Origin of the sequence: Pelobacter propionicus DSM 2379 (genome assembly GCF_000015045.1) — a bacterium.
Lineage (GTDB): Bacteria > Desulfobacterota > Desulfuromonadia > Geobacterales > Pseudopelobacteraceae > Pseudopelobacter > Pseudopelobacter propionicus.
This window is the reverse complement of sequence record NC_008609.1, coordinates 2,740,138-2,765,453: the sequence shown is the minus strand read 5'-3', so window position 1 is coordinate 2,765,453 and position 25,316 is coordinate 2,740,138. Positions and strand designations below refer to the sequence as shown.

Below are 25,316 nucleotides of genomic sequence, written 5' to 3'. Positions count from 1 at the left end.
TCTTTTAATGAAAATAAAAAGCGGGTCGTGACATGTCAAAAAAAATGCTGATGATCATCTCCGCGGTTGTCATCGTCCTGGGGGGGCTCTTCGTTGTTTCGATGCTGATCGCCAGGGTTCTCTTGGGTGATGCCGATGTGAAGATCGCCGGGAACCGGGGGGTAGGGCTGGTGGAAGTCAGAGGGATGATTCTCGACTCCCGGGAAACCGTCAGGCAGTTGCGCTATTTCCTCAAGCAGGACGAGATCAGGGCGGTGGTGCTGCGGGTTGACTCGCCTGGCGGCGTGGTGGCCCCCTCCCAGGAGATATGTGAAGAAGTCAGGAAGTTCGCGGCCCGGAAGAAGATTATCGTTTCCATGGGGAGCCTGGCCGCCTCGGGCGGCTACTACGTCTCTGCCCCGGCCACGCTGATCTATGCCAACCCCGGCACCCTCACGGCCAGTATCGGGGTGATCCTGAAACTCTCCAACATCGAGACGCTGATGGACAGGATCGGCATCAAGTCCCACACCCTGAAGACCGGCAAGTACAAGGACTCCGGTTCTCCGCTGCGCAAGCTGTCTGAAGATGACCGGGCCATGCTGCAGTCCGTGATCGACAGCACGCATGAACAGTTTGTCCGGGCGGTGGCCAGCGGCCGCAAGCTGCCTGTCCAGCAGGTGCGCAGGATCGCCGACGGCCGCATCCTCTCCGGCGAACAGGCTCTGGCCCTGAAACTGGTGGACCGCCTGGGAACGTTGCAGGATGCCATCGAGGAGGCAGGGAGGCTGTCCGGCATTGAGGGTGAGCCGGAGGTGGTGCTTCCCCCCCGGAAGAAGGTGAACTACTGGGATCTGCTGGCCGATGGGACCGAAGGGGCGCTGGAGAAGGCCCTGGGAAGGGCCAGCGGGGGCATGCTGCTGATGTACGGGAGGGAGTGAGGAAGTGAGGGAGGCCTGCTCCTTACCCCTTACCTCTGACGCCTAACCCTTTGTCCCTCACCGTCTCTCTTTCAGTTTGGCATGGGCGTCCAAGAGGATGCGCTCGGTGGTCTCCCAGTCGATGCAGGCGTCGGTGATGGAAACGCCGTACTTGAGCTGGCTGGTGTCCGTCGGTATCTTCTGGTTGCCGGCTGAGAGGAAGCTCTCCAGCATGACCCCCGAGATGGAGTTGTTGCCGTCCACGACCTGCTGGACGATGTCATCCAGCACCAAGGCCTGCCTCTGGTAATCCTTGTTGGAGTTGCCGTGGCTGCAGTCCACCATGATGGTGGGGAAGAGCTGGTTTTTCTCCAGGCACTCCTCCACGAGTCTGATGTCTTCGGCATGGTAGTTGGATTTGCGGCTACCGCCGCGCAGGACGATGTGCACATCCGGGTTTCCGGTGGTCTGGATGATGGAGGTGCGCCCCTCGCGGTTGATGCCAAGGAAGCTGTGGGGGTGCTGGGCTGCCTTCATGGCGTCCATGGCGATCTGCAGGTTGCCGTCGGTTCCGTTCTTGAACCCCACCGGAAAGGAGAGGCCGCTGGCCATCTCGCGATGGGTCTGGGATTCGGTGGTGCGGGCTCCGATGGCGCCCCAGCTGATCATGTCGGCAACGTACTCGGGCGTGATCGGGTCGAGCATCTCGTTGGCCACCGGCACCTCCAGGGCGGTTATCCAGCCCAAAAGGCCGCGGGCAATGCCCAGCCCCTTGGAAATCAGGTGGGTGTGGTTCATGTCCGGGTCGTTGATCAGCCCTTTCCAACCAATGGTGGTGCGCGGCTTTTCGAAGTAGACCCGCATGACCAGCAGCAACTGGTCGCTCACCCGCCGGGAGAGGTCGGCCAGTCGCCTGGCATACTCCTTGGCTGCCTCGGTATCGTGGATCGAACAGGGGCCCACAACCACCATCAGGCGCCGGTCGTTACGCTGAAGGATATCCTTGATCTGGCCGCGGCTCCTGCTGACGAAATCCCTGTCCTTTGCCGAAAGAGGGAAGACCTGGCGCAGTTCGGCCGGGGCGATGATGGGGGTGATTGCGGAGACATTCAGGTTGTTGGTTTTGATCATGGTTCATGGTCCGTTTTCGTGGATTTGCCGGCTGACCGGCTATTGTTATCGGTTTCACGGTGGTTTGTCAAAGGAGTTTTACTATGCGGCGGGCGGTCTTTCTGGACAGGGACGGTACCATCAATCAGGAGCGGGAGTATCTCCACCGCGTCGAGGATTTTTGCTTCATCGCCGACGTGCCCTGGGCCATCAGCCTGCTGAACCGGGCGGGATTCCTGGTGGTGGTGGTCACCAACCAGTCCGGCGTGGCGCGCGGCTACTACGCTGAAAAGGATGTGGAGGCGCTGCATCGCCACATCGCGGCCCAGTTAACAGCCGCCGGGGCACGGGTCGACTTCTGGCTGTACTGTCCCCATCATCCGGACGGCAGGGGGGCTTACGCCGTCTCCTGCTCCTGCCGCAAGCCGCTTCCCGGTATGCTGCTGGAGGCGGCGGACAGGCTGGACATCGACCTGGCCTCGTCGTTCATGATCGGCGACAAGCTGAGCGACGTAGAGGCCGGCCGCGCGGCCGGATGCAGTCCCATTCTGGTGCGCAGCGGATACGGCGCCGATGAGGAGTCCCGCCTCCCCCCCGGCGTTGCCGTGTACGATGACCTGCTGGCCGCGGCGATATCCCTTGCCGCCATGTGCGATGGTGTTTGACAGGTTTTTTTCCGCAGTGTAAATTTCACACTCATTTTTTCCAGGAGGTTTATGTCATGTCCCGTGGAATCACCAAGGGAATCGTGCTGGCAGGTGGAGCGGGAAGCCGTCTCTACCCCTTGACGCTGGTGTCCAGCAAACAACTCCAGCCGGTGTACGACAAGCCGCTGATCTACTACCCTCTGGCGACCCTCATGGCCGCTGGTGTCCGCGATATCCTGCTTATATCCACTCCCCACGATATCCCCCGCTTTCATGCGCTCTTGGGTGATGGCTCGCGCTGGGGGGTCTCCCTCTCCTACATGGTTCAGCCGGAACCGAAGGGGATCGCCCAAGCGTTTTTGCTCGGAGAGGAGTTCATCGCAGATCAGCCGGTTGCCCTGATCCTGGGGGACAACATCTTCTACGGCAGGATGCATCTGGACCGCATTATGGCCGAGTTTCAGTGGGGGGCGCGCATCTTCGGCTACCAGGTTCATGATCCCGAACGCTACGGCGTGGTGGAATTCGACTGCGCCGGCACGGTGCTCTCCATCGAGGAAAAACCGCAGAACCCAAAATCCAGCTACGCCGTGCCGGGGCTGTATCTGTATGACAACCAGGTGGTGTCCATCGCCAAGGCCATGAAACCTTCCGCCCGGGGAGAACTGGAAATCACCGACGTCAACCTGGAGTACCTACGCCGTGGCCAGTTGACCGTGGAGCGCCTGGGGCGGGGCATCGCCTGGCTGGACACCGGTACCCACAAGAGCCTGCTGGAGGCCAGCAATTTCATCGAAACCATCGAATCGCGCCAGGGGCTGAAGATCGCCTGCCTGGAGGAGATCGCCCTCAGGCTCGGCTTTATCGGCCTGACACAGATGCGGAAGCTGATCAGGGAGACTCCCGTCTCATCCTATGGCGACTACCTCCGGCGGGTCTGCGAAGAGGCGGAGCGCTGTGCGATCGCTTCCTGAGAGCGAGGCCCCAACCGGGCTGTGTTTGCCCGTCATTGTGTTCGCCGATCGCTTCCGGCCTCAGAAGCTGCGGCAGGAAGCGCAGCAGTCATATTTGGCTTGATACTCTGTCAACGGAGACGAATTCGGCTCTTTAGCCCACTCCCCCTCTTCGGATATACCTCTGCGGGTGGATATCCGTCATCGGGCGCATCCACGGGACTGATTGTTATGGACAACCTGAAAAAGTACGGTCTGATCGCGGTGATCTGTTTCGCGCTTCTCACTGCCCTGATCCTGTTTTCGTTGAATATCCCCCGCAACCGGGAGGCCAACGTCCTGGAACGCTGCGTTTTGACCCTTGTATCGCCGGTGATGTGGCCGGTAACCGCAATGGGCCGTTTCTGCTCTGACGGGTGGAATGACTATGTCAACCTGGTGGATGTACAGCAGGAAAACCAGAGACTGATCAGTCAGATTAAGGAACTGAACACGCACATCGTGCTCCAGAACGAGGCGGTGCTGGAAAACCGGCGCCTAGCCCGTCTGCTGGCCATGAAGGAGGCGCTGCAGGCGCCCACCCTGACCGCCTCGGTAGTGGGGGAGGATCTCTCCACCTGGTTCCGTACCCTGATCATTGACCGCGGCAGCAACAGCGGCCTGCGGGAGGGAATGGCGGTGGTGGCGGCGGACGGCGTTGTCGGGCAGATCATCAAGGTCGCCCCGGAGAGTTCGCGTGTTCTGCTGCTGACCGATCACAGCAGCGGTATTGCCGCCACCATCCAGCGCTCCCGCGCCAGGGGGGTGGTCAAAGGGAAGGGTGAGGGGCTCTGCACCCTGGAATTCACCACCCGCGAAGAGGATGTGAAGGTGGGCGACCAGGTGGTGGCCTCGGGTATCGGCGGTGTCTTCATGAAGGGACTGCCCATCGGAGAGGTGACCATGGTCAAGCGGGGCGAGTATGGCATCTTCCAGACCGTGACCATCCGCCCGGCGGTCAACAGCGACCATCTGGAAGAGGTCCTGGTGATTCAGCGGGGGGGGCTATGAATCATCGCGGCGCCCTGATTCTCTTCTTCTCCACCCTGACGGCCATCGTGCTTCAGTCCTCCCTGCTGCCGCTGTATCTGGTGGAAATGTTCAAGCCCGACCTGCTGCTGATCATCATGGTGGTGCTGGCCCTGCGCGTCTCTTATGGCACCGGCATGCCCCTGGCCTGGCTGCTGGGGATGGTCAAGGATGTGTTCAGCGGCCTCTACTTGGGGCTGAACGGTTTTTCCTTCCTGATCATCTTCCTCTTGATCAAGAGTGTGGCCGACCGCCTCTATACGGAGAGCGGCCTGCTGTTCGTGATGACGGTCAGCGGAGCGACCCTGGTCTGCATGCTCGTCAACCTCCTGCTGCTGGTGATGCTCACCGATTCCCCCAATCTGCTCTACACCATGGCCTCCGGGCTCTTTCCCCACCTGCTGGTCAACGCCTTCGCGGCTTCGCTGGTTGCCCTGCTCCCCCTGTTCTCATCGGAAGAGGAAGTTGCATGAAAGAGAAACGTTTCGTCCGTGAATTCATGGAGATGAAGCAACGCACCGTTCTGCTCTCCTTCATGGTTGCCGCCATCTTCTTCCTGCTGCTGCTGCGCCTCTGGCACCTGCAGATATTGAACGCCGATGACTACCGCAGCAAGTCCGAGGACAACCGGTTGCGCTTCGTGCCCATTGCCGCCTCCCGGGGCGCGATCATGGACCGCAACGCTACGGTGCTGGTCAGCAACCAGCCCTCCTTCAGCCTGGCGGTCGTCCCCCAGGAGGTGAAGGACAAGGAGGCCCTGCTGGACCAGCTGGTCTCGCTTTTGGGGGTCGACCGGGAGGAGCTTGCCGAGCGCTGGAAGAAGGGGCAGGGGAGGGCCAGATACTACCCGATCGTGCTGGCCGCCAACATCACCCGCGACCAGGTGGAGATCATCGAGGAGAACCATCTGCGTCTGCCGGGGGTGGAGATCGAGGTCAAGCCGGTGCGGCAGTATGCCAGCGGAATGCTGGCTTCGCACCTGATGGGCTACATCGGCGAGGTTTCCGAGGACGAACTTTCCCGGAAGGGGAACGAGGCATACAACCCCGGCGACTACATCGGCAAGAACGGTATAGAACGGGCCTGGGAGGCGGTGCTGCACGGCCGTGACGGCGGCCGGCAGCTTGAGGTGGATGCCCGCGGACGGGTCCTGCGGACCATCTCCGAGACTCAGCCCCTGGTGGGCAACAGCGTGGTGCTGACCATCGACGCCAGGATCCAGCAGGGGGCCGAGAGCGCCTTCGGTGAACAGGCGGGCGCAGCGGTGGCCATGGATGTGAACAGCGGCGAGATCCTGGCCTTTGTCAGCAATCCGGGCTTTGATCCCGCCCTGTTCAGCGGCAAGATGCCGCCGGATGTCTGGAAACAGTACCTGGAGGACAAGCGCCGTCCCCTGGAGAACAAGGCCCTGAGCGGCCAGTATCCCCCCGGCTCCACCTTCAAGATCATCACCGCCCTGGCCGGCCTGGAGAACAATCTGGTCGATGAAAACAGCAGCGTCAGCTGCTCCGGCGCCTACAGGATGGGGACCTCCACCTTCAAATGCTGGAACAGGCACGGCCACGGAAGCGTTAACCTGAAAAAGTCCCTGCGTGAGTCGTGCGACGTCTATTACTACCATCTGGGAGAACGGCTGGGGGTGGACCGCATCGCCGCCACGGCCAGGCAATTCATGCTCGGCTCGCCCATGGGCATCGGCCTGAAGCACGAAAAAGGGGGGCTGATCCCCAGCATCGCCTGGAAGCAGAAGCGCTTCGGGAAAGCGTGGATCCGCGGTGAAACCCCCTCGGTGTCCATCGGCCAGGGGTATGTGCTGATGACGCCTATTCAGCTGGCCTCCATGATCGCCACTGTGGCTAACGAGGGGACGATCTACCGTCCCCAACTGGTGAAACGGATCGTCGATGCCGATGGCAGGACGCTCAGGGAGTTCGGGCCGGAACGCATCGGAACCACCGGCATATCGGCGCGCAGCTTCCGCTTGGTGAAACAGGGGCTCTTCGCCGTGGTGAACGAGCGGGGCGGTACCGGCGGCGCGGCGCGTGTCGGCTATGTGACGGTGGCCGGAAAGACCGGTACCTCCCAGGTCGTAAAGCTGCGCGACAGCCGGGGAGGAATCCCCTACCAGTATCGGGATCATGCCCTGTTCGTGGCCTTTGCCCCCTTTGAGAAGCCGGAAATCGCCGTGGCGGTGGTCATCGAACATGGCGAGCACGGCGGTTCCGCCGCCGCGCCCATCGCCGGGCGCATCATACGGACCTGGTACGAGACAAAGCATCCCCCCAAACCGGTGGCCCGCCCTGTGGCTGAGAAAGAAACGGAGGCCGAAGAGGAGACGGACGAGGCTCCGGCGACGGAACAGCAGCCACACCCGGATGGGGAGGAACGCAATGATTGACCGCCGATTGTTCACCAACATCGACTGGACCCTGACCGCCCTGGCCCTGGTCATCTGCCTGGTGGGAATAGCCAACATCTACAGCGCCTCATTCTCCTATGCCCCGGTGGGCGATCCCTACTTCATCAAGCAGTTCTACTGGCTCTTCTTCGGCTTGTTCGTGGCCGTGGCGGTCTGCTGCGTGGATTACCACCTGCTGGAGGACTTCTCCTACTGGCTGTACGGTTTCGTTCTGTTTCTGCTGCTGATGGTGCTGCTTTTCGGACGGACCTCCATGGGCGCCACCCGCTGGCTGAACCTGGGGCTCTTCAGTCTCCAGCCGTCTGAACCGATGAAGATTGTTGTCATCGTGACCTTTGCCCGTTTCTTCAGCCGTTTTCACGCCGATGGCGGCATGACGGTGCGGGACGTGCTCATCCCCCTGGCGATACTGGCCGTGCCTGCGATGCTGATCATGAAGCAGCCGGACCTGGGTACCGCAACCCTGGTGATCCTGATCGCCTTCTCCATGGCTTTCTATGTCGGCTTGCGCTGGTCCACGGTGGTTACCTTCGCGCTGGTCACCATACCGCTGGTCTGGTTCTCCTGGGCCCAGTTGCTGCGCCCCTACCAGAAGAACCGGGTGCTGGATTTCCTCAATCCCGAGCGTTCGCGCCTGGGCAGCGGCTACCACATCATCCAGAGCAAGATTGCCGTCGGTTCCGGCGGTTTTCTGGGCAAGGGGTATATCAAGGGAACCCAGTCCCAGCTCCGTTTCCTGCCGGAACAGCACACCGACTTCGCCTTCTCGGTTTTCGCCGAGGAGTGGGGCTTTATCGGCTGTCTGATCCTGATCGCCCTCTACCTTTGCCTGGTGCTGTGGGGGCTGAACATTGCCCGGCGCTGCAACGACCGCTTCGGCAGCCTGCTGGCCATGGGGGTGACCGCCATGCTCTTCTGGCACATCGTCATCAACATGGGCATGGTGATCGGCCTGTTCCCGGTGGTGGGGGTGCCGCTGCCGTTCTTCTCCTACGGCGGGACCTCAATGATCACCTCCATGGTGGGGATCGGCATCCTGCAGAGCATCAGCATGCGCAGGTTCATGTTCTGAAATCGAAAGCTTTACGGGAGGCATTAGTGCTACTGCAGAATGAGCGTGAGGAGATCGTCCGTTTCGGCCGCAAAATGGTCAGTGCCCGGCTTACCTCGGGGACTGGCGGCAACCTGAGCGTCATCGACCGGGACGCTGGGCTGGTGGCCATCAGTCCCAGCGGGATGGAATACGACGAGACCGAGCCCGCGGATGTTCCGGTGCTGGACCTGGACGGCGTTGCCGTAACCGGGGAACGCAAACCGTCCAGTGAGTTCGGCTTTCACCTGGCGCTCTACCATGCCCGCCCCGACATCGGAGCCGTGGTGCACACCCATTCGGTCTACGCCACCACCATGGCCTGTCTGGGCTGGGAGATCCCGGCCGTGCACTATCTGGTGGCCTTCTCGGGACACAAGGTGCCCCTTGCCCCCTATGCCACCTTTGGCAGCCGGGAGCTGGCCGACAGCGTTGCCGGTTCCATCGGTGAGCACAATGCCCTGCTGCTGGCCAACCACGGCCTGGTGGCCGTGGGTCCCAACCTGGCCACCGCCTTTGCCGTTGCCGAGGAGATCGAGCTGGTGGCACAGATCTACTACCAAGCCAAGTGCATCGGCGAACCGGTCATGGTTCCCCAGGACGAGATGGAGCGGGTGATCGGCAAGTTCGCCGTGTACGGCCAGAGGGGGACAACCGGTTCGGGTGCTGGGGGTGTAAATAAATTCGACGCGGCTGGGCAAAACCGGGAAGAGGTGCACTGATCGCCATCATTTCCCAAACGTAAAAAAAGACGGTACCCACAGGTACCGTCTTTTTTGGTCAACGCGACGACTGCTTCCAGCGCTAGCGGTTTATGCGCCGTTTTCCGAATACCGCCAGCCCCAGCATGCCCATGCCCAGCAGAACCATGGTTCCCGGTTCGGGAACGGCTGCCACCAGCAGGCTTTGGGCATAGCCGCCATTCGAATCCATAAGATTTAATGCCTTGACGTCACCGATGACGTCATCTGAGGAATAGGCGTTCGAAAGCTTGTTAATCAGATCGTTGTGTTCGCCTCCGTATAAAACGGGAACCCCTTCATCCTCGGTTATCCAGATAAGCAGTTGCAGGGCCTCATTGGATGCTGCCGTGCCATAGGTGAAGTCTGGCACTTTGTCGTCGAGCGTGCCCTGCACGAAGTTCCAATATAACCATTTTGTCTTCTGATCCAGTTGGTCCCCATAAGGTGGCTGGGTTATGTTGGCTCCGCCCCGTTGTGCTGAATCACTTATTTCAGCTACTCTGAATGCGCTTTCGTAGTTAATGTATTCGTTGCGTTCAAGGCAGAACGTGCTGAATAACGATGTGGTTCGACTTGCACTGTTGTAGACGTAGAATTCACCTCCGCTGTATAGTCCCGGGCCATTGCCGATATACACGGTGTCATTCATCGCGACAGGATAGGTATAGGCCCCCGCGCTGGCTGCGAGGGAAAGTAGCAGTGTACCGACCAGAAATAGTGCCCTCACCATGCTTTTCATGACGTCCTCCTCTCAAGTAGTGTGCCTGTTCAGCACGATATGCCTCTGCGTATCCAGGTGGTTACTTTTTACAGGTAAACAGAAAGCATAACTGATGCCCACTTTTTAAGTGACTGAGTTCATTGCTGAATATAGTGAGAGGTCGGGAGGGGATCGGTATTCGTAAACTTTGTCGACAGCTAGGCTTCAGGCCTTTCGGACGCGTGTGGGCATGTCTCGAAACTGTGAAAGTAAAAATAGCCCTGTTTATAGATAGTTAACTTGGTGGGTTCGTGTCGTGTGGCGGTGGTGAGGTGGGAAGGATGGGGGAGGTGCTGTAAAAGTGTCGGTGTGGTTGACATTGTGGGCGGCAGCCGCTGTGTCCGTGCCGCTGGAAGACTGTTATCATATGTAAACTATTGTACTCTTTGTGATAGGGGCCAACCAGCCTGTTGAGCCGTAAACGTACAAAGCCTCCCCTGGCGCGGGAGGCTTTGTACGTTTGCTTCGAATTTCGCTGGAAAAGAGCTGATTACCTATTTCCCCTTTTCCTTGCGGTACGACTCGGCCAGGAGCGAGATGTAGTGCCGGGTCTTCTGGGCGTTGCCGAAGCGGTTGATGTTGTCCAGGAGCTGCATCATGCAGGCGGGACAGCCGACCGATACGGTGTCGGCGCCGGTCTTGTTGATATCCTCGGCCTTGCGTTTGCCGATGCCGGAGGCGGTCTCGTAGTGGGATACCACGTAGGAGCCGCCGCTGCCGCAGCAGGTGTCCGGGGCCGACATCTCCTTGAAGGTGACGCCGGGGATGCTCTTCAGGATCTCGCGCGGCTCGGCGAAGACCTTCATGGACTTCTTCAGGTGGCACGAGTCGTGGTAGGTCACCACCGATCTTACCTCACCCATGGGTTTGCGGAAGCTGATCACCTTGGTGAGGAAGGTGGAAATGTCGTAGGTGCGTTCGGCCCAGTGCTTGGCCTTTAGTCCGTAGACCGGGTCGGCGGCCAGGAGTTCCACGTAGTCGTGCTTCCAGGCGCCGCCGCAGGAACCGCAGCCGGTGATCAGGTAGTCGCTGCCGGTCTTATCGAAGGCGTCGATGTTGTTCCTGGCCAGGGTGCGTACCGTGTCGATATCGCCGTGCACCAGAACCGGCACGCCGCAGCAGGACTGATCCTTGGGTATGTGCACCTCGATGTTGTTCGCGGTCAGTACCTCGATCAGGTCCTGGCCGGCATCGGGATAGAAGTAGTTGAGGGAATCGCCGGTGAAGAAGGAGACCTTGAGCGCCGGCTTGTCCACCTTGATCACGTCCGGTACCCGGTCCCGCAGGGGGGTGACGGTCAGTTCCGGCATCTGCCGGTCGGCGTCGAAGCCGAACCCCTCGCCCAGGGAGGCAAAGGGTGAGCGGGGGGAGATCGCCTTCTTGGTCTTGTCGGTGCGGAAGACCAGCCCCTGCATGGCGGCGCCCACCTTCATGCCGGTATCGAACAGCTTGGGATGCTTCAAGGTGGAGAAGATCATCTTCTTCAGCCAGGGGAGTCCGTTCTTCCTCACCAGGGCAGCCCTGAGCGCCAGGACGATGCGGTCGAAGTTGACCTTGGTGGGGCAGTTGGTCATGCAGGACTTGCAGACCAGACAGTTGAAGACCATATGATAGACTTGTGGGTCGTCCAGGGAGAGCTCACCCGTCAGCACCGCGTCGGCAACCGCTATCTTGGAACGGGTGACCGCCGATTCCACCTTGTCGATGGAATACACCGGGCAGACCGCCATGCAGTTGCCGCATTTCATGCACTTGTCCAGTTCCTGCCTGACGATCTCCAGGTCGTCGTGGTATGTCGTGGTTGCTGTGGTTTTCGTATTCGCTGCTGCGGTCATGGTCATACCTCTTTCAGGGGAACCATCTTCCCGGGGTTTAACAGGTACTCGGGGTCAAGGGCTTCCTTCATGCTTCTCATCAGGTTCAGGCCGCTCTGGCCCAGTTCGTTCCCTAGGTACTTCATCTTGGCGATGCCGATGCCGTGTTCGCCGGAGAGGGTGCCGCCGAACCCCAGGGCCGCCTCGAAGATCTCGTCAACCGCCTTGTGAACCCGCGAGATCTCTTCCTTGTTGTACTTGTCGCACAGGATGGTGGGGTGCAGGTTGCCGTCGCCGGCATGTCCGAAGGTGCCTAAGGTCAGGTTGTACTTCTTGCCTATGTTCTCGCAGGCCACCAGCATATCGGTGATGCGGCTCCGGGGAACGGTGGCGTCCTCCAGGACAACGGTGTTGTTCAGGGATGCCAGGGCCGGCAGGGCGTTGCGGCGGGCGGTCCAGAGCTGGTCGCGCTCCTGGTCGGTATCGGCGGTGTGCAGGTCGCCGTTGTTAGTCTTGACCACGTTCATGACCGCCTCGGCCTCTGCCGTGACCACGTCCTGGGACATGCCGTCCACCTCGATCAAGAGCAGCGCCTTGGCATCGGTGGGCAGGCCGATGTTGGCGAAGTCCTCGACGGTGCGGATGGTCATCTGGTCCATGATCTCCAGGGTGGCGGGGATGACCTGGGCGGCGATGATGCCGGCCACTGCGTTGCCGGCGTCCTGCAGGGTCTTGAAGATGCCCATCATGCTGCGGCGGTACTTGGGGGCCGGGATCAGCTTGGCGGTGATCTCGGTGATGATGCCCAGGGTCCCCTCGGAGCCGACGAACAGGTTGGAGAAGTCGTATGCGGTGACGTTCTTGACGGTCTTGCCGCCGAAGCGGACTTTTTCACCGTTGGCCAGGACCACTTCCAGGCCCATGATATAGTTCTTGGTCACGCCGTACTTGAGGCCGCGCAGGCCGCCGGAGTTCTCGGCGCAGGATCCGCCCATGGATGCGGTGGTGACGGTGCCCGGGTCAGGCGGGTAGATCAGGCCGAAGGGGGCTACGGCGGAGTTCAGGGCGGCGATGACCACGCCGGGCTGGACCACGGCGGTCAGGTTGGCTGCATCGACGTCCAGGATCTTGTTCATCCTCTGCATGGAGAGCACGATCCCTTTCTTGAGCGGAATGGTGCCGCCGCTCAGGTTGGTACCGGAGCCGCGGGGGTAGATGGCGATCTTGTTGGCCCGGGCCAGGTTGACGATCTCCTGGACCATCTCGCTCGTGGTGGGAAGAACCACCACGTCCGGCGCCTGGCGGGGTACATCCGCCGTGGCGTCGTAGCTGTAGGCCACCAGATCCATCTTGCTGGTCAGTACGTTCTCTTTTCCGACCAGCGCCTCAAGTTTCTCGATTATCGACCTGTCAAGCATCTGCATCCTCCTCTGTTGAGTTCTGTGGGTAGTGCCAGGTTTGGAATCGTCTGCCATGGTAGCGGCACATCGTTTTATCTGTGGTGGTGATTTGGTTTAGTTGTATTACCAATTAACATGTGTATTGCTGGATGTCAAAATAATTTATCAGTTGTGCGCCGGCGCCGTACGGCTCTGTCTGTATAATAGTCGAACGTTTTCAAAGTGATGGGTGGTGGTGGCTGCCGCATTGGAGCATGCGTAGCCTTGACGGTGAGGGGCGCAGCCTGCGACTTGCCGGCCGGAACATGCCGATTGGAAACAAAGGTTGAGAGGGGGGGGCGATGACAGGGGCGGGAGCGCGTCCACCAGGGGCGGCGAAGGGAGCGCATTGATCCCCATCAGGTTGAAAATACTGTGGTATGGCCGGGAAAGTGTGCTATCAAGGGGAGGAGGAGGAACCACTATGAGCGATTCCGTCGAACGAGCCGATCTGGCGTCCTATGCCTGCAGCAGCGCCCTCTCCCTGGGCAGGAAGCATGTCGAGGAGTTCCGCGACAACCGCCCGGCCTTCGAGCGCGACCGGGACCGGATCATCCACTGCGCTGCCTTCCGCAGGCTGGAGTACAAGACCCAGGTGTTCGTCAACCACGAGGGGGACTACTATCGCACCCGGTTGACCCACTCCCTGGAGGTCTCCCAGATCGGCCGTGCCATCGCCCGAAAGCTCCATCTCAACGAGGAGTTGACCGAGGCGCTGGCCCTGGCCCACGACCTGGGGCACACCCCCTTCGGCCATACCGGCGAGGAGGTGCTGGACCGGTTGATGGAGGATTTCGGCGGCTTCGAGCACAACCTGCAGTCATTCCGTGTGGTGGACTCGCTGGAGGAACGCTACCCCGGCTTCAACGGACTCAACCTGACCTGGGAGGTGCGCGAGGGGATCATCAAGCATGCCAGTCCCTACGATGCCCCCCTGGATATCATGAAGGAATATCTGCCGGGGGTGGTGCCCTCCATCGAAGCCCAGATCATCAACTCTGCCGACGAGATCGCCTACAACAATCACGACATCGACGACGGGCTCAAGGCGGGGCATCTCTCCCTGGCCATGCTGGAAGAGGTCGACCTGTGGCGCCAGGTCAGCTCAGGGGTGCGGGGCAAATACCCTGCCATCGACGACAGGCGGCTGGTGTACCAGACCATCAGCGCCCTGATCGGCCTGCAACTCACCGACCTGTGCGCCATGATCGAGTCCAACCTGGAGCGCTTGGGCATCGTCACCACCGATGATCTGCGGCTGGTGAACAGCTGCGTGGCCCAGTTCAGCGACGATATTATCACCCGCAATGCAGAGTTGAAACGCTTCCTGTTCGAGAAGCTTTACCGCCACCATAAGGTGGACAAGATGCGGGTCAAGGCCGAGATCGTGATCACCCGCCTGTTCGAGACCTATCTCCGTTTCCCCAACCTTTTGCCGCCCAAGTATCAGGCCCGCTACCAGCGCTGCGGTCTGCAGCGGGTGGTCTGCGACTACATCGCCGGCATGACCGACCGTTTCGCCATGGACGAATACCGCCGCCTGTTCGAACCGTACGAGAGGATGTAGGCAGTGGACAGTGGACAGCGGTTTTACTGTACCCTGTACCCTGATCACTGATCACTGATCACTGATCACTGTTTTCCCCCAGCATCTGGGCGAAGAAGTCGGCTGCCATGGAGTCTGAATCCTTTGCCCCCTCCTGCTGTTCGCCCCCCTCGCTGTTCAAAAGATGCTCCGGTATTTCGTCCAGGAAGCGGCTGGGGTTGCGCTGTTCCACCGCCCCGTACTTCCTGCGCGTGCGGCAGCGGGAGATGGTCAGGTGGCGCCGGGCGCGGGTGATGCCCACGTAGCAGAGGCGCCGCTCCTCGGCCACCGTCGGGTCCTCCTCGATGGAGCGCTTGTGGGGCAGCAGGTCCTCCTCCATCCCCACCAGGAAGACGTGGCTGAACTCCAGCCCCTTGCTGGAGTGCAGCGACATGAGCGTGACCGCGTCGCGACCATGCTCCTTGTCGTCCTCGTTTGGTTTGTCCTCGTCCAAAAGCGAGATGCGTTCCAGGAAAGCGGACAGGGTGCCCTTGGGATTCTGCTCCTCGTACACGGCCAGGGAGTTGACCACCTGCTCGATGTTCTCGATGCGCTTTCGGGCCTGGCTTGCGTCGTTCAGGGTGCGGTACAGCTCATCCTCGATGCGCAGCCGGTTGAACAGGGCATTGACCTGCTCCCCCATGCGGATATTTTTGAACCCCTCCATTACCCCCCGCATCATGGCGTGGAACGCCTCCACCGCCTTCTTGGACGACTCGGATATGTCCGGGATATCCCGCACCCGTGCCAATGTCTGGAACAACGGCAGGTCGTGCTCCAGGGACCACTGGTTCAGCCGCACCAGCGTGTTGTCGCCGATCCCCCGGCGGGGGAAGTTGATGATGCGTAGGAGCGACGCCTCGTCGCTGGGGTTGTCGATCACCTTCAGGTAGGCGATGGCGTCCTTGACCTCCTTGCGCTCGTAGAACTGCTGGCCGCCGATGACCACGTAGGGGATGCGCTCCTGGCGCAGCTTCTCCTCGAAGGCCCGGCTCTGGGAGTTGGAGCGGTAGAGGATGGCCAGGTCCGACCAAGAGAGCTTGTCGCGGAACTGCTCCATCAGCATGCTCTCCACCACCTTGGCCGCCTCGTCCTCCTCGCTCCCGGCCACGATCAGGTCGATCTCGCGGCCCTTGCCCAGGGCGGTCCAGAGCGCCTTGTCCGTGCGCAGCTGGTTGTTTTTGATGACGCTGTTGGCGGCATCCAGGATGGAGCTGGTGGAGCGGTAGTTCTGCTCCAGCTTGATCACCCGGCAGCCGGCGTGGTCATGCTCGAAGTTGAGGATGTTGCGCACCTCGGCCCCGCGCCAGCCGTAGATGGACTGGTCGTCGTCCCCCACCACGCACAGGTTGCCGTGCAGCTTTGCCAGGAGCGAGATGAGCAGGTACTGGGAGGCGTTGGTGTCCTGGTACTCGTCCACCATGATGTGGCTGAAGCGCTTCTGCCAGTGCTCCAGGATGGCCGGGGTGGACTGCAGCAGCTTGACCGACAGCATGATGATGTCGTCGAAGTCGATGGCGTTGAAGCCTTTCAGCAGCTCCTGGTAGCGGGGGTAGACGCTGGCCGTGGCCAGCTCGATGCGGTCGTCACTGGTCGGTTTGAACTCGTAGGGCCCTACCAGCCGGTTCTTGGCGCCGGAGATGCGCCAGAGGATGCTGTCCGGGTCGCACTGCTTGGGGTCGATGTTGCGCTCGCGCATGGCCTGGCGCAGGACCCCGGCCTGGTCCGAGGATGAGTAGATGGAGAAGTTGGGTTTGAATCCCAGTGACCGGATGTCGCGCCTGAGGATACGCACCCCCAGGGAGTGGAAGGTGGAGATGATGATCCCCTCGGAACTTTTACCGGCCATGGAGGCGACCCGTTCGCGCATCTCGCGGGCCGCCTTGTTGGTGAAGGTCACCGCCAGGATATTCTCCGCCGGGACCTGTCTGTCCTTGATCAGGTGGACGATGCGGGTGGTGATGACCTGGGTCTTGCCGGAGCCTGCCCCGGCCAGGATCAGGAGCGGCCCCTCGGTGTGGCGCACTGCCAGGAACTGTTGCGGGTTGAGTTTCTTCATAGGGGGACAATGTGTAGCACAAAGGGGGGAGGGCGGGCAAATTTTGTTTGGGCAGGGTGTAAGATCAGGGAAGTGATGCAGAAAGGTGGAGGAACGGATGGGAAATAGCTGTGGGTGATCGAGCGTGAACCGTAAGCGGTGATGCGGGCTTTGCGGGGATTGACTGAGCTATGCCGTAATGTGTCATGGCGGCTGTCGTAGCGCGTTGACAGCAGTGGTGCCGTGGGGTATAGGTGAGAACATTTTTATGGCATGGGTAAATGATGGGGTGTGCGAGGGAACAGGGAAGAAAGGGATCATGCGGATAATTTCCTTCAGAAAAGGTGATCGTGATGAAAGAGAAGCATACTTCAAGGCCTTCGCGCACTGATTGGGGGCGGGTTACAAAGATGAAGGACGAAGAGATCGATTACTCCGACATCCCGCCCCTTCGCGACAACTTCTTTAAAGATGCCCAAATCCGCTGGCCGGAGAAGAAAAAACAGGTCACTCTGCGCATAGATCTGGATGTGATCGAGTTCTTCAAGAAACAGGGGAAAGGCCACCAATCCATGATCAATGCCGTTACATCGAGGACTGCGAAGTGCTGTAACCCCATCGAAATCAGTTATCAGGCGGAAGAAGGCAGGATCGTCTCGTTCCAGGCCGGGGTTCCATGAACTGGCGCGATATCAGGAAGCTGCGCAAGAAAGCCGTTGTCGCTACAAGAGCCGGCGTGCTATACATGGAATGCATCGAACCACAGGGGACACCCTGTGGTTTTATTTTTGCGCCAAACTGCTTTTGAAACCGCCATCCCTGATGTATTTACATAAGGAGTTCGATCAATGTCTTTTGAAACTCTTGGCCTGCGCGCCGAGCTGCTGAGCGCGATTGCCGCCCAGGGCTATACCAATCCGACCCCCATCCAGACCGGGGCGATCCCGGCGATTTTCGAGGGCTGCGACCTGCTGGCCGGTGCCCAGACCGGCACCGGCAAGACTGCGGCGTTTGCCCTGCCGATCGTGCAGATGCTGGGTGAAAATATTCCCCCGGACAAACGCCGCCGGCCGCGCGCGTTGGTCCTGGTTCCGACCCGCGAGCTGGCGGCCCAGGTCAGCGAGCAGATGAACAATTACGCCCGCCGCCTGTCGCTGCGCTCCACGATGATCTACGGCGGGGTGAACATCCAGGCGCAGATCGAACGGCTGCACCGCGGCGTGGATATCGTGGTCGCCACGCCGGGGCGGCTGCTCGATCACGCGGAACGGGGCACCGTGAACCTTTCCCGGATCAAGTTTCTGGTGCTGGACGAGGCCGATCGCATGCTTGATCTGGGATTTATCGACGCTATCCACAAGGTGGCGCAGTATCTGCCGGTCAAGCGCCAGACTCTGCTCTTTTCGGCAACCTATTCCCAGAGCATCAAGCAGCTGGCCGACGAGCTGCTCAATCAGCCGCGGCGGATCGAAGTGGCGCGCCGCAATATCGCCGCCGACGCGGTTACCCAGGCGGTCTATCAGATCGAACGTAGCCGCAAACGGGAAATGCTCTCGTTCCTGATCCGCACGGGGAGATGGAATCAGGTGCTGGTCTTCGCCCGCACCCGTTACGGCGCGGACAAGCTGACTGAAGAATTGCTCCTTGACGGGATCAAGGCTTCCGCCATTCACAGCAACAAGAGCCAGTCGCTCCGGACGCGTACCCTGGCGGAGTTCAAGCGGGGTGAGTTTCGCGTGCTGGTGGCGACCGATGTGGCGGCGCGCGGGCTCGACATCGAGCGCCTGCCGCATGTGGTGAATTACGATCTGCCCCAGGTTCCCGAAGACTATGTGCATCGGATCGGTCGCACCGGCCGGGCCGGAGAGGACGGGGTGGCTCTCTCGCTGGTCAGCCGGGAAGAGCAGCCGCTGCTGCAGGCGATTGAGAAACTGCTCAAGTATGCCATCCCGCGTCAGACCCTGGCGGAGTTCCCGCAGTATGCGGCCAAACGGAGTATCGAGGTAAAGGAAAGCAAGCAGGCCAAGGAAAAGTCCAAGGCTAGGAAGACACGGGAAAAGCTGACGCAGGCTCCGGAAAAGACCAGGACTTCCCGACGAAAAAAAGTCGTGGAAGAGAGGCCCGCCCCCAAAACCGGTCGCCGGGGGGCCAGGTCGTAACCCAATGGATCGCTCGTCACGCAATCGGCTTACCGAAAAACTCCTCCATAAATTTACCGGAGACACCCTGTTTGACACCATCGCCCGGGCGGTCTGTCGTGCCGGTTGTCTGCCGCGCAAGGAGCTGTACGAAGCATGGGAAGTTGCAAGGCGGGTGCGACGGCGCTTCAGAGGGGGGCGGATAGTCGACCTTGCCTGTGGTCACGGACTGCTGGCGCAGATCCTCCTGCTGCTTGACGACAGTTCTCCTGTGGCCCTGGCTGTTGATCGGCAGATCCCGAAGAGTGCCGTCGCCCTGGCAGTAGCGATGAACGATTGCTGGCCGCGTTTGAAGGACAGAATCCGGTTTGTCGAGACGGATCTGCGGGAGGTAGTGTTGCATCACGATGATCTGATAGTCTCGGCGCATGCCTGCGGCGGACTGACGGACCTGATACTCGACCGGGCGGTTGAAGCACGAGCCAGAGTTGCAGTGTTGCCCTGCTGTCACGATCTCAAGGGTGCCGATCTCGGTGGCCTGGAGGGCTGGCTGCCTGGTCCGCTGGCAATGGATGCAGTCCGCGTGTTCCAATTGCGCTCCCAGGGGTACCGTGTGTTCACCCAGCAGATCCCGGGGGATATCACGCCGAAAAACAGACTGCTGATCGCTGAGCCGGAACTCACTCTGGGAGTAAAGCTGGACAACTGGCAGTGGCGGACGGAACGTTTTTTAGGATAATCCGGGTTTCAGGCCGGTTATTGAAACCGATCCAATTCCCCATGCATAACCAAACAACATCGTTGACAACACTCTTAATGGTGTGGTTAAGTGTGTTATGAAGAGTGTCATGGGGGTTCGTCATGCCGCATATATCTGCAAACGATTTGAAAGTTAAAGGGGTTTCCGCAATTGAAGCCATGCTTGCCACGCAGCCGGAAGCGGTTATTTCAGTTCGCGGCAAGGAGCGGTTCGTGGTGATGAGTATGGACCATTATCATTATCTGCGCGAGTGTGAACTGGAAGCCGCTCTTGCACAGACCCGTGCCGATCTTGCCGGAGGGCGTTTTGTCAAAGAGAGCGCCGAAGATCACCTGGCCCGCCTCAAGGGCGCTTGATGAGTTGGTCTTTGGTATTTACCGAGCAGTACGAAAAACGTGCCCTGCGTTTTCTGAAACGCCATCCGGAGCTTGAAAAACAGTATCTGAAAACCCTGCAACTTCTGGAGGCTAACCCTCTCCATCCCTCATTGCGCCAGCATCCGCTTTCAGGACGACTTGCCGGTTTGCACTCGGTTTCAATCAACCTGTCTTATCGCATCACGCTGGAGTTTCTGATGAAAGACCAGGAAATTATTCCGGTGAACGTTGGCGACCACGATTCGGTGTACTGATACTGCTTAAAAGCCGGTCTTTTACGGCTCCCCCTCCTGATATCGACGTGCCATTGGATACCTCTTTCACTACACGACAGGATTGGTTTCGGTCCGCATATGAATGAACAACCTCCATTTGACATAGTCCTTCGGGAGCAGCAGCGCCTGTCCGAACTGCTCAGCTCCATCGAGGAGACGGCCCGACAGAACAGGACCAAGATCGCCAATCATGAAACTTACATGGCTGAACTGAAGAAGGAACGCCTGGACTCCGTCAGCTGGCGCGAAAAAAACTCGCTGACGGAAAAACTGATCGAGAACGACGCGTTTGATCCTGCCAAATATCTTGCCTCCTTCCAGATGACGGACAGCCCGTACTTCGGCATTGTGGGGATCAACGACTGCGACAGGAGGCTCGGAGCCCGAGAATATCGGATCGGCAAGCAGGGCTTTGTCTCCCATGACAACCGGGCTTTGGTCGTTGACTGGCGAAAAGCCCCCATCTCCCGCTTTTTCTATGACTATGAGCTGGGGGATGAGTACTGCGAAACCATTCAGGGCAAAGAGCGGGAAGGGGTGATAACCCGGCGTGACACGGTGGAGATCGCGAAACGCCGGCTGCGGCGCATGGAGTGCGGCGATGATGTGTTTGAGCTAGCCGGCGGCGGATGGGTGAAAAACCCAAAGCAGTATCACTCGACCACCGACACCAAGCTGGCCAACCAGGACCACCGCATGGTGGATATCGTTTCGCTCATCTCTCCCGATCAGTTCCATATGATTACGGCGGAAGCCACTGACGGCTGTACCCTGATCACTGGCGGTGCCGGCAGCGGCAAGACGGTGGTGAGCCTCCACCGGCTGTCGTGCCTGCAGTTCAACGACCCGGACCGGTTCACCCCTGAGCGCTGCCTCGTCCTCATGTTCAACAAGGTGCTCCGCAACTACGTCCGGCAGACCTCTGCCGACCTGCTCGGCACCACGCGGGTGGACACGTTCAGCGCCTGGGCCCTGAGCGCCATCACCGCCCTGACCGGCAAGGTCATCAAGCCGGTTGTGGGCGATGCCCTGACGGCTCGGAAGAAATCGTCACGCCTGTCCGCATTGCTGGCCCGCTATGTCAGGGAGGTGCAGGAGGTGGAGCCGCTTCAGGATCTGTGGCGGTTTTACGGCCAGCCGTACGTCCTGGATGCCCTGTTTGTGGATGGAACGGGGAGAGAAGAATTTCTGGCAGACCTGCGCCTGCGCTACTCGGTCAGAAGCCAGGCAGTGTCGTTTGCCGACCTGAGCGTGCTGCTCAGGCTCTGTCAGCTGCGGGAAAATGAGGGTCCGGTCCGTGAGGCCCTGGACTGGTACGCCCATATCATTGTGGATGAGGGGCAGGACCTTTCGCTCCTGGAGCTGGAGGCGATCCTCGCGGCAACGGACAGGCATAGCAGCATAACCCTCAGCGCCGACAGCAGACAGAAGATTTTGTCCTGGGTGGATGCGGCCGACTTCGATCTGTTCCGCACGAACCTGAAGGAGGTCGGGGTGAGCAACGAGACCCTGTCCGTTTCCTACCGCTGCCCCACGGAGATCATGGCCCTGGCCGCTAGGATCAGCAACCGTGACAGCGAGCAGGTGGGCAGGCATTCCGGCGCCCTGGAGTACCACAGGGCAGAGGATGAGGAGGGTGCACTGGCGCTGTTGCGCCGGTTGGTTGAACAGCTGACGTCCGAGGACAGGAACAGCCTGACCGCCGTCATCTGCAAGAAAAAGTCGGACGAGAAGATGCTCCACAAGGCCCTGGCCGGTATACCCGGGCTGCATCAACAGGGTGAGTTGACCTTCGAGCCGGGAGCCCTGGTCACCATCGCCCATCAGGTGAAGGGAGTGGAATTCGCCAACGTGATCCTGTACGACCCGAATTCCAGGAATTTCAGGAAGTCCGCCCTGGACCGGAATCTGCTCTATGTCTGCGTTACCCGCGCCAGCAGGCGTCTGGACATCGTGTACTGGAGGGAGCTTGCCGCGGGGCTGGCGTAAGTGAACTTTTCAGTAAGCGGAGTCCTTTGCCATGACACTTTATGAGGCTGTTTGATAAGGGGTGGCGACTGGCCTGGCACCCGCCTCGAATCACGGGGCAGGGGACGACGATGAACGACAGCATCTTTCCGGCCGCTGGCAAAACTTCCTTGACCTGGCCGGCATGGGGTGATAGTCTTCCAAAGCTCAAACGCACACTGCTCTGAACCTTTTAATCCAGTCCGAGAGGCTGGCAAGGGTACCAATCGATGACCAGCCGAATAATTCATAGGACAGAAGAGTCTTGCCGCGCGTGCACGGTGAGGCTCTTTTTTTATGTCTACGCGAGGTGACGACATGGCAGACGAAAAGACCGTGATTCTGGACAACTCCGGCATAAAACGGGCCTTGACCCGCATTTCCCACGAGATTCTGGAGCGCAACAAGGGGCTGGATGACGTCGTCCTGATCGGCATCCGTTCCGGCGGGGCCTTCCTGGCAACGGAACTTGCCGCTACCCTTGAGGATATCGAAGGGATAAAGCCGGCGGTGGGGACGGTGGACATCACCCTCTACCGTGACGATGTGGGCAGCAGCCAGTCCCGCCAGCCGGTGGGCAGGACCGACATCCCCTTCTCCGTGGAGAACAAACGGGTCGTGCTGGTGGATGACGTGCTCTGTACCGGCCGCACCATTCGCGCCGCCATGGACGCCCTGATGGACCACGGCCGGCCCCGCTGCATCCAGCTGGCGGTGCTGATCGACCGGGGGCACCGCGATCTCCCCATCCGGGCCGACTACGTGGGGCGCAACGTGCCGACCAGCATGAAAGAGAACGTTCAGGTTATTTTCGACGCCGCCAACCATGCGTGCGAAGTGCTGTTGGAAAAATAGGGGAGGGTGGCATGGCGAACTTCAAACACAAGGACATCATCGCGCTGCAGGACCTGACCAAACAGGAGATCGAACTGCTGCTGTCCACGGCGGAGAGCATGCGCGAGATCAACAATCGCGACATCAAGAAGGTCCCCACCCTGCGGGGCAAGACCATCGTCAACCTGTTCTACGAGTCCTCGACCCGTACGCGTACCTCCTTCGAACTGGCCGCCAAGCGGCTCTCGGCGGATACGGTGAACATCTCTCCCTCCACCAGCTCCGCCACCAAGGGGGAGACCCTGGCAGACACTGCCCTGAACCTGCTGGCCATGAAACCGGACATCATCGTCATGCGCCACTCTGTTTCCGGGTCGCACTACTTCCTCTCCAAAAAACTCCCCTGCTCGATCGTCAATGCTGGGGACGGCGTCCATGAGCACCCCTCCCAGGGGCTCCTTGACATGCTGACCATGAAGGACCGCTTCGGCCGCCTTGACGGGCTGAAGGTGGCCATCGTGGGGGACATCAGCCACAGCCGGGTGGCCCGCTCCAACATCCAGGGGCTGACCAAACTGGGCTCCCAGGTCTTCCTGGCCGGTCCCCCGACCATGATGCCCCCCGGCGTGGAGCGCCTGGGCAACGTCACCGTCTGCGACTCGCTGCGAGAGGCCATCCAGGATGCCGATGTGGTCATGATGCTGCGCATCCAGCAGGAGCGCCAGGGCAAGACCCTCATGCCCAACGCCCGCGAGTATGCGCGCTATTTTGGCCTCAACCCGGAGAACCTCAAGCTGGCCAAGCCGGATGCCATGGTCATGCACCCCGGCCCGATCAACCGCGGGGTGGAGATGGCCAGCAGCGTGGTGGATGGCGACCAGTCCTGGATCCTGAAACAGGTGGAGAACGGCGTGGCCGTCAGGATGTCCATGCTCTACCACGTCTGCGAAGGGGAGCTGGAATAAACCGGTTCGTGGTTCAAGGTTCAGGGGGCGTGGATTAAACCTTGAGCCTCGAGCCTCGAACCTGGAACCAATATAATGAGGTGATGACATGAACCTTCTGATACAAAACGGCCGGGTGATCGACCCCTCCCAGGGGCTGGACGAAGAGCTGGACCTGCTGGTGGAAAACGGTCTGGTGAGGGAGATGGGCAGGGGGCTCACGGCTCCGGCCGGTGTAGAAATAGTTGATGCGGCAGGATGCTGCGTGGTTCCCGGACTGGTGGACATGCACGTGCATCTGCGCGAGCCGGGGCTGGAGTACAAGGAAGACATCGAGAGCGGCTCCCGGGCGGCCGTGGCCGGTGGTTTCACCTCCATCGCCTGCATGCCCAACACCAAGCCGGTGATCGACAACAAGGCTCTTGCCCGCTACGTCATCGCCAGGGGCAGGGAGGCCGGGTTGTGCAACGTCTTCCCCGTCGGCTGCCTCACCGCCGGATCCAAGGGGGAGCGGCTGGCCGAGATGGGCGAACTCAAGGAGGCCGGCTGCGTGGCCGTGTCCGATGACGGCCGGCCGGTGGTCAACGCAGAGCTGATGCGTCGTGCCCTGGAGTACGCCCGCGGCATGCAGATTCCGGTCATCTCCCATGCCGAGGATCTGTCGCTGGTGGGGGAGGGGGTGATGAACGAGGGCTTCACCTCCACCGAGTTGGGGCTGAAGGGGATTCCCCGGGTAGCCGAGGACATCGCCATTGCCCGCGACGTCATGCTGGCCGAGTACACCAATTCCCCCATCCACATCGCCCACGTCTCCACCAGCGGAGCGGTGCGCATCATCCGCAACGCCAAGCTGCGGGGGGTGAGGGTGACCTGCGAGACCGCGCCGCACTACTTCACCCTGACCGACGACGCGGTGCGCGGCTACAACACCAACGCCAAGATGAACCCGCCGCTCAGGGAGGCCGACGACGTGGCGGCAATCAGGGCCGGACTGAGCGACGGCACCATTGACGTCATCGCTACCGACCACGCCCCGCACCACCTGGACGAGAAGGACGTGGAGTTCAACGTCGCCGCAAACGGCATCATCGGCCTGGAAACGTCGCTTCCTTTGTCGCTGGCGCTGGTGGAGCAGGGGGTGCTGACCATGAGCCAGCTGGTGGAGCGCATGTCCTGTTGCCCCTCCCTGATCCTGGGGCTGGAGCGGGGAACGCTGGCAAAGGGCGCCGTGGCCGACATTACCCTGATCGATCCGACTCTCCCGTGGGTCGTGGAGGCTGACAAGCTGGCCAGCAAATCCACGAATACTCCCTGGATGGGACAGGAGATGAAGGGGGCTGCCGTTGCCACCATCGTGGCCGGCAGGGTGGTGTACAGGCGGTAAGAGATAACGCTCACGGGAAGTACGCGAAGATT

Annotated in this window: 23 protein-coding genes; 18 read left to right on the top strand and 5 right to left on the bottom strand. The window is 60.4% G+C overall.

Going from position 1 to position 25,316, the window contains the following annotated elements; all coding sequences use genetic code 11:
• The first annotated feature begins 32 nt into the window (after nucleotides 1–32).
• Complete coding sequence (sppA, locus tag PPRO_RS12600) at nucleotides 33–920, top strand: signal peptide peptidase SppA (RefSeq protein WP_011736410.1); 888 nt, start codon at nucleotides 33–35, stop codon at nucleotides 918–920.
• A 57-nt stretch (nucleotides 921–977) separates the two neighbouring features.
• Here sppA and PPRO_RS12595 read toward each other — a convergent pair whose 3' ends face one another.
• A complete protein-coding gene (locus PPRO_RS12595) occupies nucleotides 978–2,030 on the bottom strand; it encodes a 3-deoxy-7-phosphoheptulonate synthase (protein ID WP_011736409.1) in 1,053 nt (350 codons plus the stop codon).
• 83 nt (nucleotides 2,031–2,113) lie between these two features.
• On the opposite strand from PPRO_RS12595, the gene gmhB reads away from it, so the two are divergent.
• From gmhB to PPRO_RS12560, 7 genes are all read left to right on the top strand, one after another.
• Nucleotides 2,114–2,674, top strand: coding sequence for a D-glycero-beta-D-manno-heptose 1,7-bisphosphate 7-phosphatase (gene gmhB, locus PPRO_RS12590; RefSeq protein ID WP_011736408.1), 561 nt, complete (start codon nucleotides 2,114–2,116; stop codon nucleotides 2,672–2,674).
• 56 nt (nucleotides 2,675–2,730) lie between these two features.
• Nucleotides 2,731–3,630 (top strand): glucose-1-phosphate thymidylyltransferase RfbA, encoded by a 900-nt coding sequence (rfbA, locus tag PPRO_RS12585; RefSeq protein ID WP_011736407.1) that lies wholly within the window; start codon nucleotides 2,731–2,733, stop codon nucleotides 3,628–3,630.
• 210 nt (nucleotides 3,631–3,840) lie between these two features.
• A complete protein-coding gene (gene mreC / locus PPRO_RS12580) occupies nucleotides 3,841–4,659 on the top strand; it encodes a rod shape-determining protein MreC (protein ID WP_011736406.1) in 819 nt (272 codons plus the stop codon).
• Entirely contained in the window at nucleotides 4,656–5,150 is a 495-nt protein-coding gene (mreD, locus tag PPRO_RS12575) for a rod shape-determining protein MreD (protein ID WP_011736405.1), read from the top strand. The genes mreC and mreD overlap by 4 nt, the downstream gene beginning before the upstream one ends.
• Nucleotides 5,147–7,075: a penicillin-binding protein 2 gene (mrdA, locus tag PPRO_RS12570; RefSeq protein ID WP_011736404.1), complete on the top strand. Its 1,929-nt coding sequence runs from the start codon at nucleotides 5,147–5,149 to the stop codon at nucleotides 7,073–7,075. Before mreD ends, mrdA begins: the two co-directional genes overlap by 4 nt.
• Nucleotides 7,068–8,168: a rod shape-determining protein RodA gene (rodA, locus tag PPRO_RS12565; RefSeq protein ID WP_011736403.1), complete on the top strand. Its 1,101-nt coding sequence runs from the start codon at nucleotides 7,068–7,070 to the stop codon at nucleotides 8,166–8,168. The genes mrdA and rodA overlap by 8 nt, the downstream gene beginning before the upstream one ends.
• A 26-nt stretch (nucleotides 8,169–8,194) precedes the next feature.
• A complete protein-coding gene (locus PPRO_RS12560) occupies nucleotides 8,195–8,908 on the top strand; it encodes an L-fuculose-phosphate aldolase (protein ID WP_011736402.1) in 714 nt (237 codons plus the stop codon).
• Between the two features lie 82 nt (nucleotides 8,909–8,990).
• Here the strand turns inward: PPRO_RS12560 and PPRO_RS21520 are convergent, their stop codons facing one another.
• The 3 genes from PPRO_RS21520 to PPRO_RS12545 form a co-directional block, all read right to left on the bottom strand.
• Nucleotides 8,991–9,668, bottom strand: a complete 678-nt coding sequence (locus PPRO_RS21520) for a PEP-CTERM sorting domain-containing protein (protein WP_011736401.1) — start codon at nucleotides 9,666–9,668, stop codon at nucleotides 8,991–8,993.
• A 515-nt stretch (nucleotides 9,669–10,183) separates the two neighbouring features.
• On the bottom strand, nucleotides 10,184–11,524 hold the full coding sequence (locus tag PPRO_RS12550) for a (Fe-S)-binding protein (RefSeq protein ID WP_011736400.1): 1,341 nt from the start codon (nucleotides 11,522–11,524) through the stop codon (nucleotides 10,184–10,186).
• Between the two features lie 2 nt (nucleotides 11,525–11,526).
• A complete protein-coding gene (locus PPRO_RS12545; protein WP_011736399.1) occupies nucleotides 11,527–12,921 on the bottom strand; it encodes an FAD-binding oxidoreductase in 1,395 nt (464 codons plus the stop codon).
• Between the two features lie 445 nt (nucleotides 12,922–13,366).
• On the opposite strand from PPRO_RS12545, the gene PPRO_RS12540 reads away from it, so the two are divergent.
• Nucleotides 13,367–14,509 (top strand): deoxyguanosinetriphosphate triphosphohydrolase, encoded by a 1,143-nt coding sequence (locus PPRO_RS12540; protein WP_011736397.1) that lies wholly within the window; start codon nucleotides 13,367–13,369, stop codon nucleotides 14,507–14,509.
• 58 nt (nucleotides 14,510–14,567) lie between these two features.
• On the opposite strand, the gene PPRO_RS12535 is transcribed toward PPRO_RS12540, so the two are convergent.
• Nucleotides 14,568–16,586, bottom strand: a complete 2,019-nt coding sequence (locus PPRO_RS12535; protein WP_011736396.1) for an ATP-dependent helicase — start codon at nucleotides 16,584–16,586, stop codon at nucleotides 14,568–14,570.
• A gap of 332 nt (nucleotides 16,587–16,918) precedes the next feature.
• On the opposite strand from PPRO_RS12535, the gene PPRO_RS12530 reads away from it, so the two are divergent.
• The 9 genes from PPRO_RS12530 to PPRO_RS12490 all read left to right on the top strand — a co-directional run bounded on the left by PPRO_RS12530 (nucleotide 16,919) and on the right by PPRO_RS12490 (nucleotide 25,284).
• Nucleotides 16,919–17,245 (top strand): BrnA antitoxin family protein, encoded by a 327-nt coding sequence (locus PPRO_RS12530; protein ID WP_011736395.1) that lies wholly within the window; start codon nucleotides 16,919–16,921, stop codon nucleotides 17,243–17,245.
• A gap of 168 nt (nucleotides 17,246–17,413) precedes the next feature.
• Nucleotides 17,414–18,724, top strand: coding sequence for a DEAD/DEAH box helicase (locus tag PPRO_RS12525; RefSeq protein ID WP_011736394.1), 1,311 nt, complete (start codon nucleotides 17,414–17,416; stop codon nucleotides 18,722–18,724).
• A 4-nt stretch (nucleotides 18,725–18,728) separates the two neighbouring features.
• On the top strand, nucleotides 18,729–19,442 hold the full coding sequence (locus PPRO_RS12520) for a methyltransferase (RefSeq protein WP_011736393.1): 714 nt from the start codon (nucleotides 18,729–18,731) through the stop codon (nucleotides 19,440–19,442).
• 122 nt (nucleotides 19,443–19,564) lie between these two features.
• The gene (locus PPRO_RS12515) at nucleotides 19,565–19,819 is read left to right on the top strand and encodes a prevent-host-death protein (RefSeq protein ID WP_011736392.1); all 255 of its coding nucleotides are present in this window, start codon (nucleotides 19,565–19,567) and stop codon (nucleotides 19,817–19,819) included.
• On the top strand, nucleotides 19,819–20,094 hold the full coding sequence (locus PPRO_RS12510; protein WP_011736391.1) for a type II toxin-antitoxin system RelE/ParE family toxin: 276 nt from the start codon (nucleotides 19,819–19,821) through the stop codon (nucleotides 20,092–20,094). The genes PPRO_RS12515 and PPRO_RS12510 overlap by 1 nt, the downstream gene beginning before the upstream one ends.
• A 99-nt stretch (nucleotides 20,095–20,193) precedes the next feature.
• Nucleotides 20,194–22,104 carry an ATP-binding domain-containing protein gene (locus PPRO_RS12505; RefSeq protein ID WP_011736390.1) on the top strand — a complete coding sequence of 637 codons (1,911 nt, stop codon included), beginning with the start codon at nucleotides 20,194–20,196 and terminating at the stop codon, nucleotides 22,102–22,104.
• 336 nt (nucleotides 22,105–22,440) lie between these two features.
• Complete coding sequence (pyrR, locus tag PPRO_RS12500) at nucleotides 22,441–22,977, top strand: bifunctional pyr operon transcriptional regulator/uracil phosphoribosyltransferase PyrR (RefSeq protein ID WP_041532313.1); 537 nt, start codon at nucleotides 22,441–22,443, stop codon at nucleotides 22,975–22,977.
• Nucleotides 22,978–22,988: 11 nt separating this feature from the next.
• On the top strand, nucleotides 22,989–23,921 hold the full coding sequence (locus PPRO_RS12495) for an aspartate carbamoyltransferase catalytic subunit (RefSeq protein WP_011736388.1): 933 nt from the start codon (nucleotides 22,989–22,991) through the stop codon (nucleotides 23,919–23,921).
• A gap of 88 nt (nucleotides 23,922–24,009) precedes the next feature.
• Nucleotides 24,010–25,284 (top strand): dihydroorotase, encoded by a 1,275-nt coding sequence (locus PPRO_RS12490; RefSeq protein WP_011736387.1) that lies wholly within the window; start codon nucleotides 24,010–24,012, stop codon nucleotides 25,282–25,284.
• Nucleotides 25,285–25,316 lie beyond the last annotated feature (32 nt).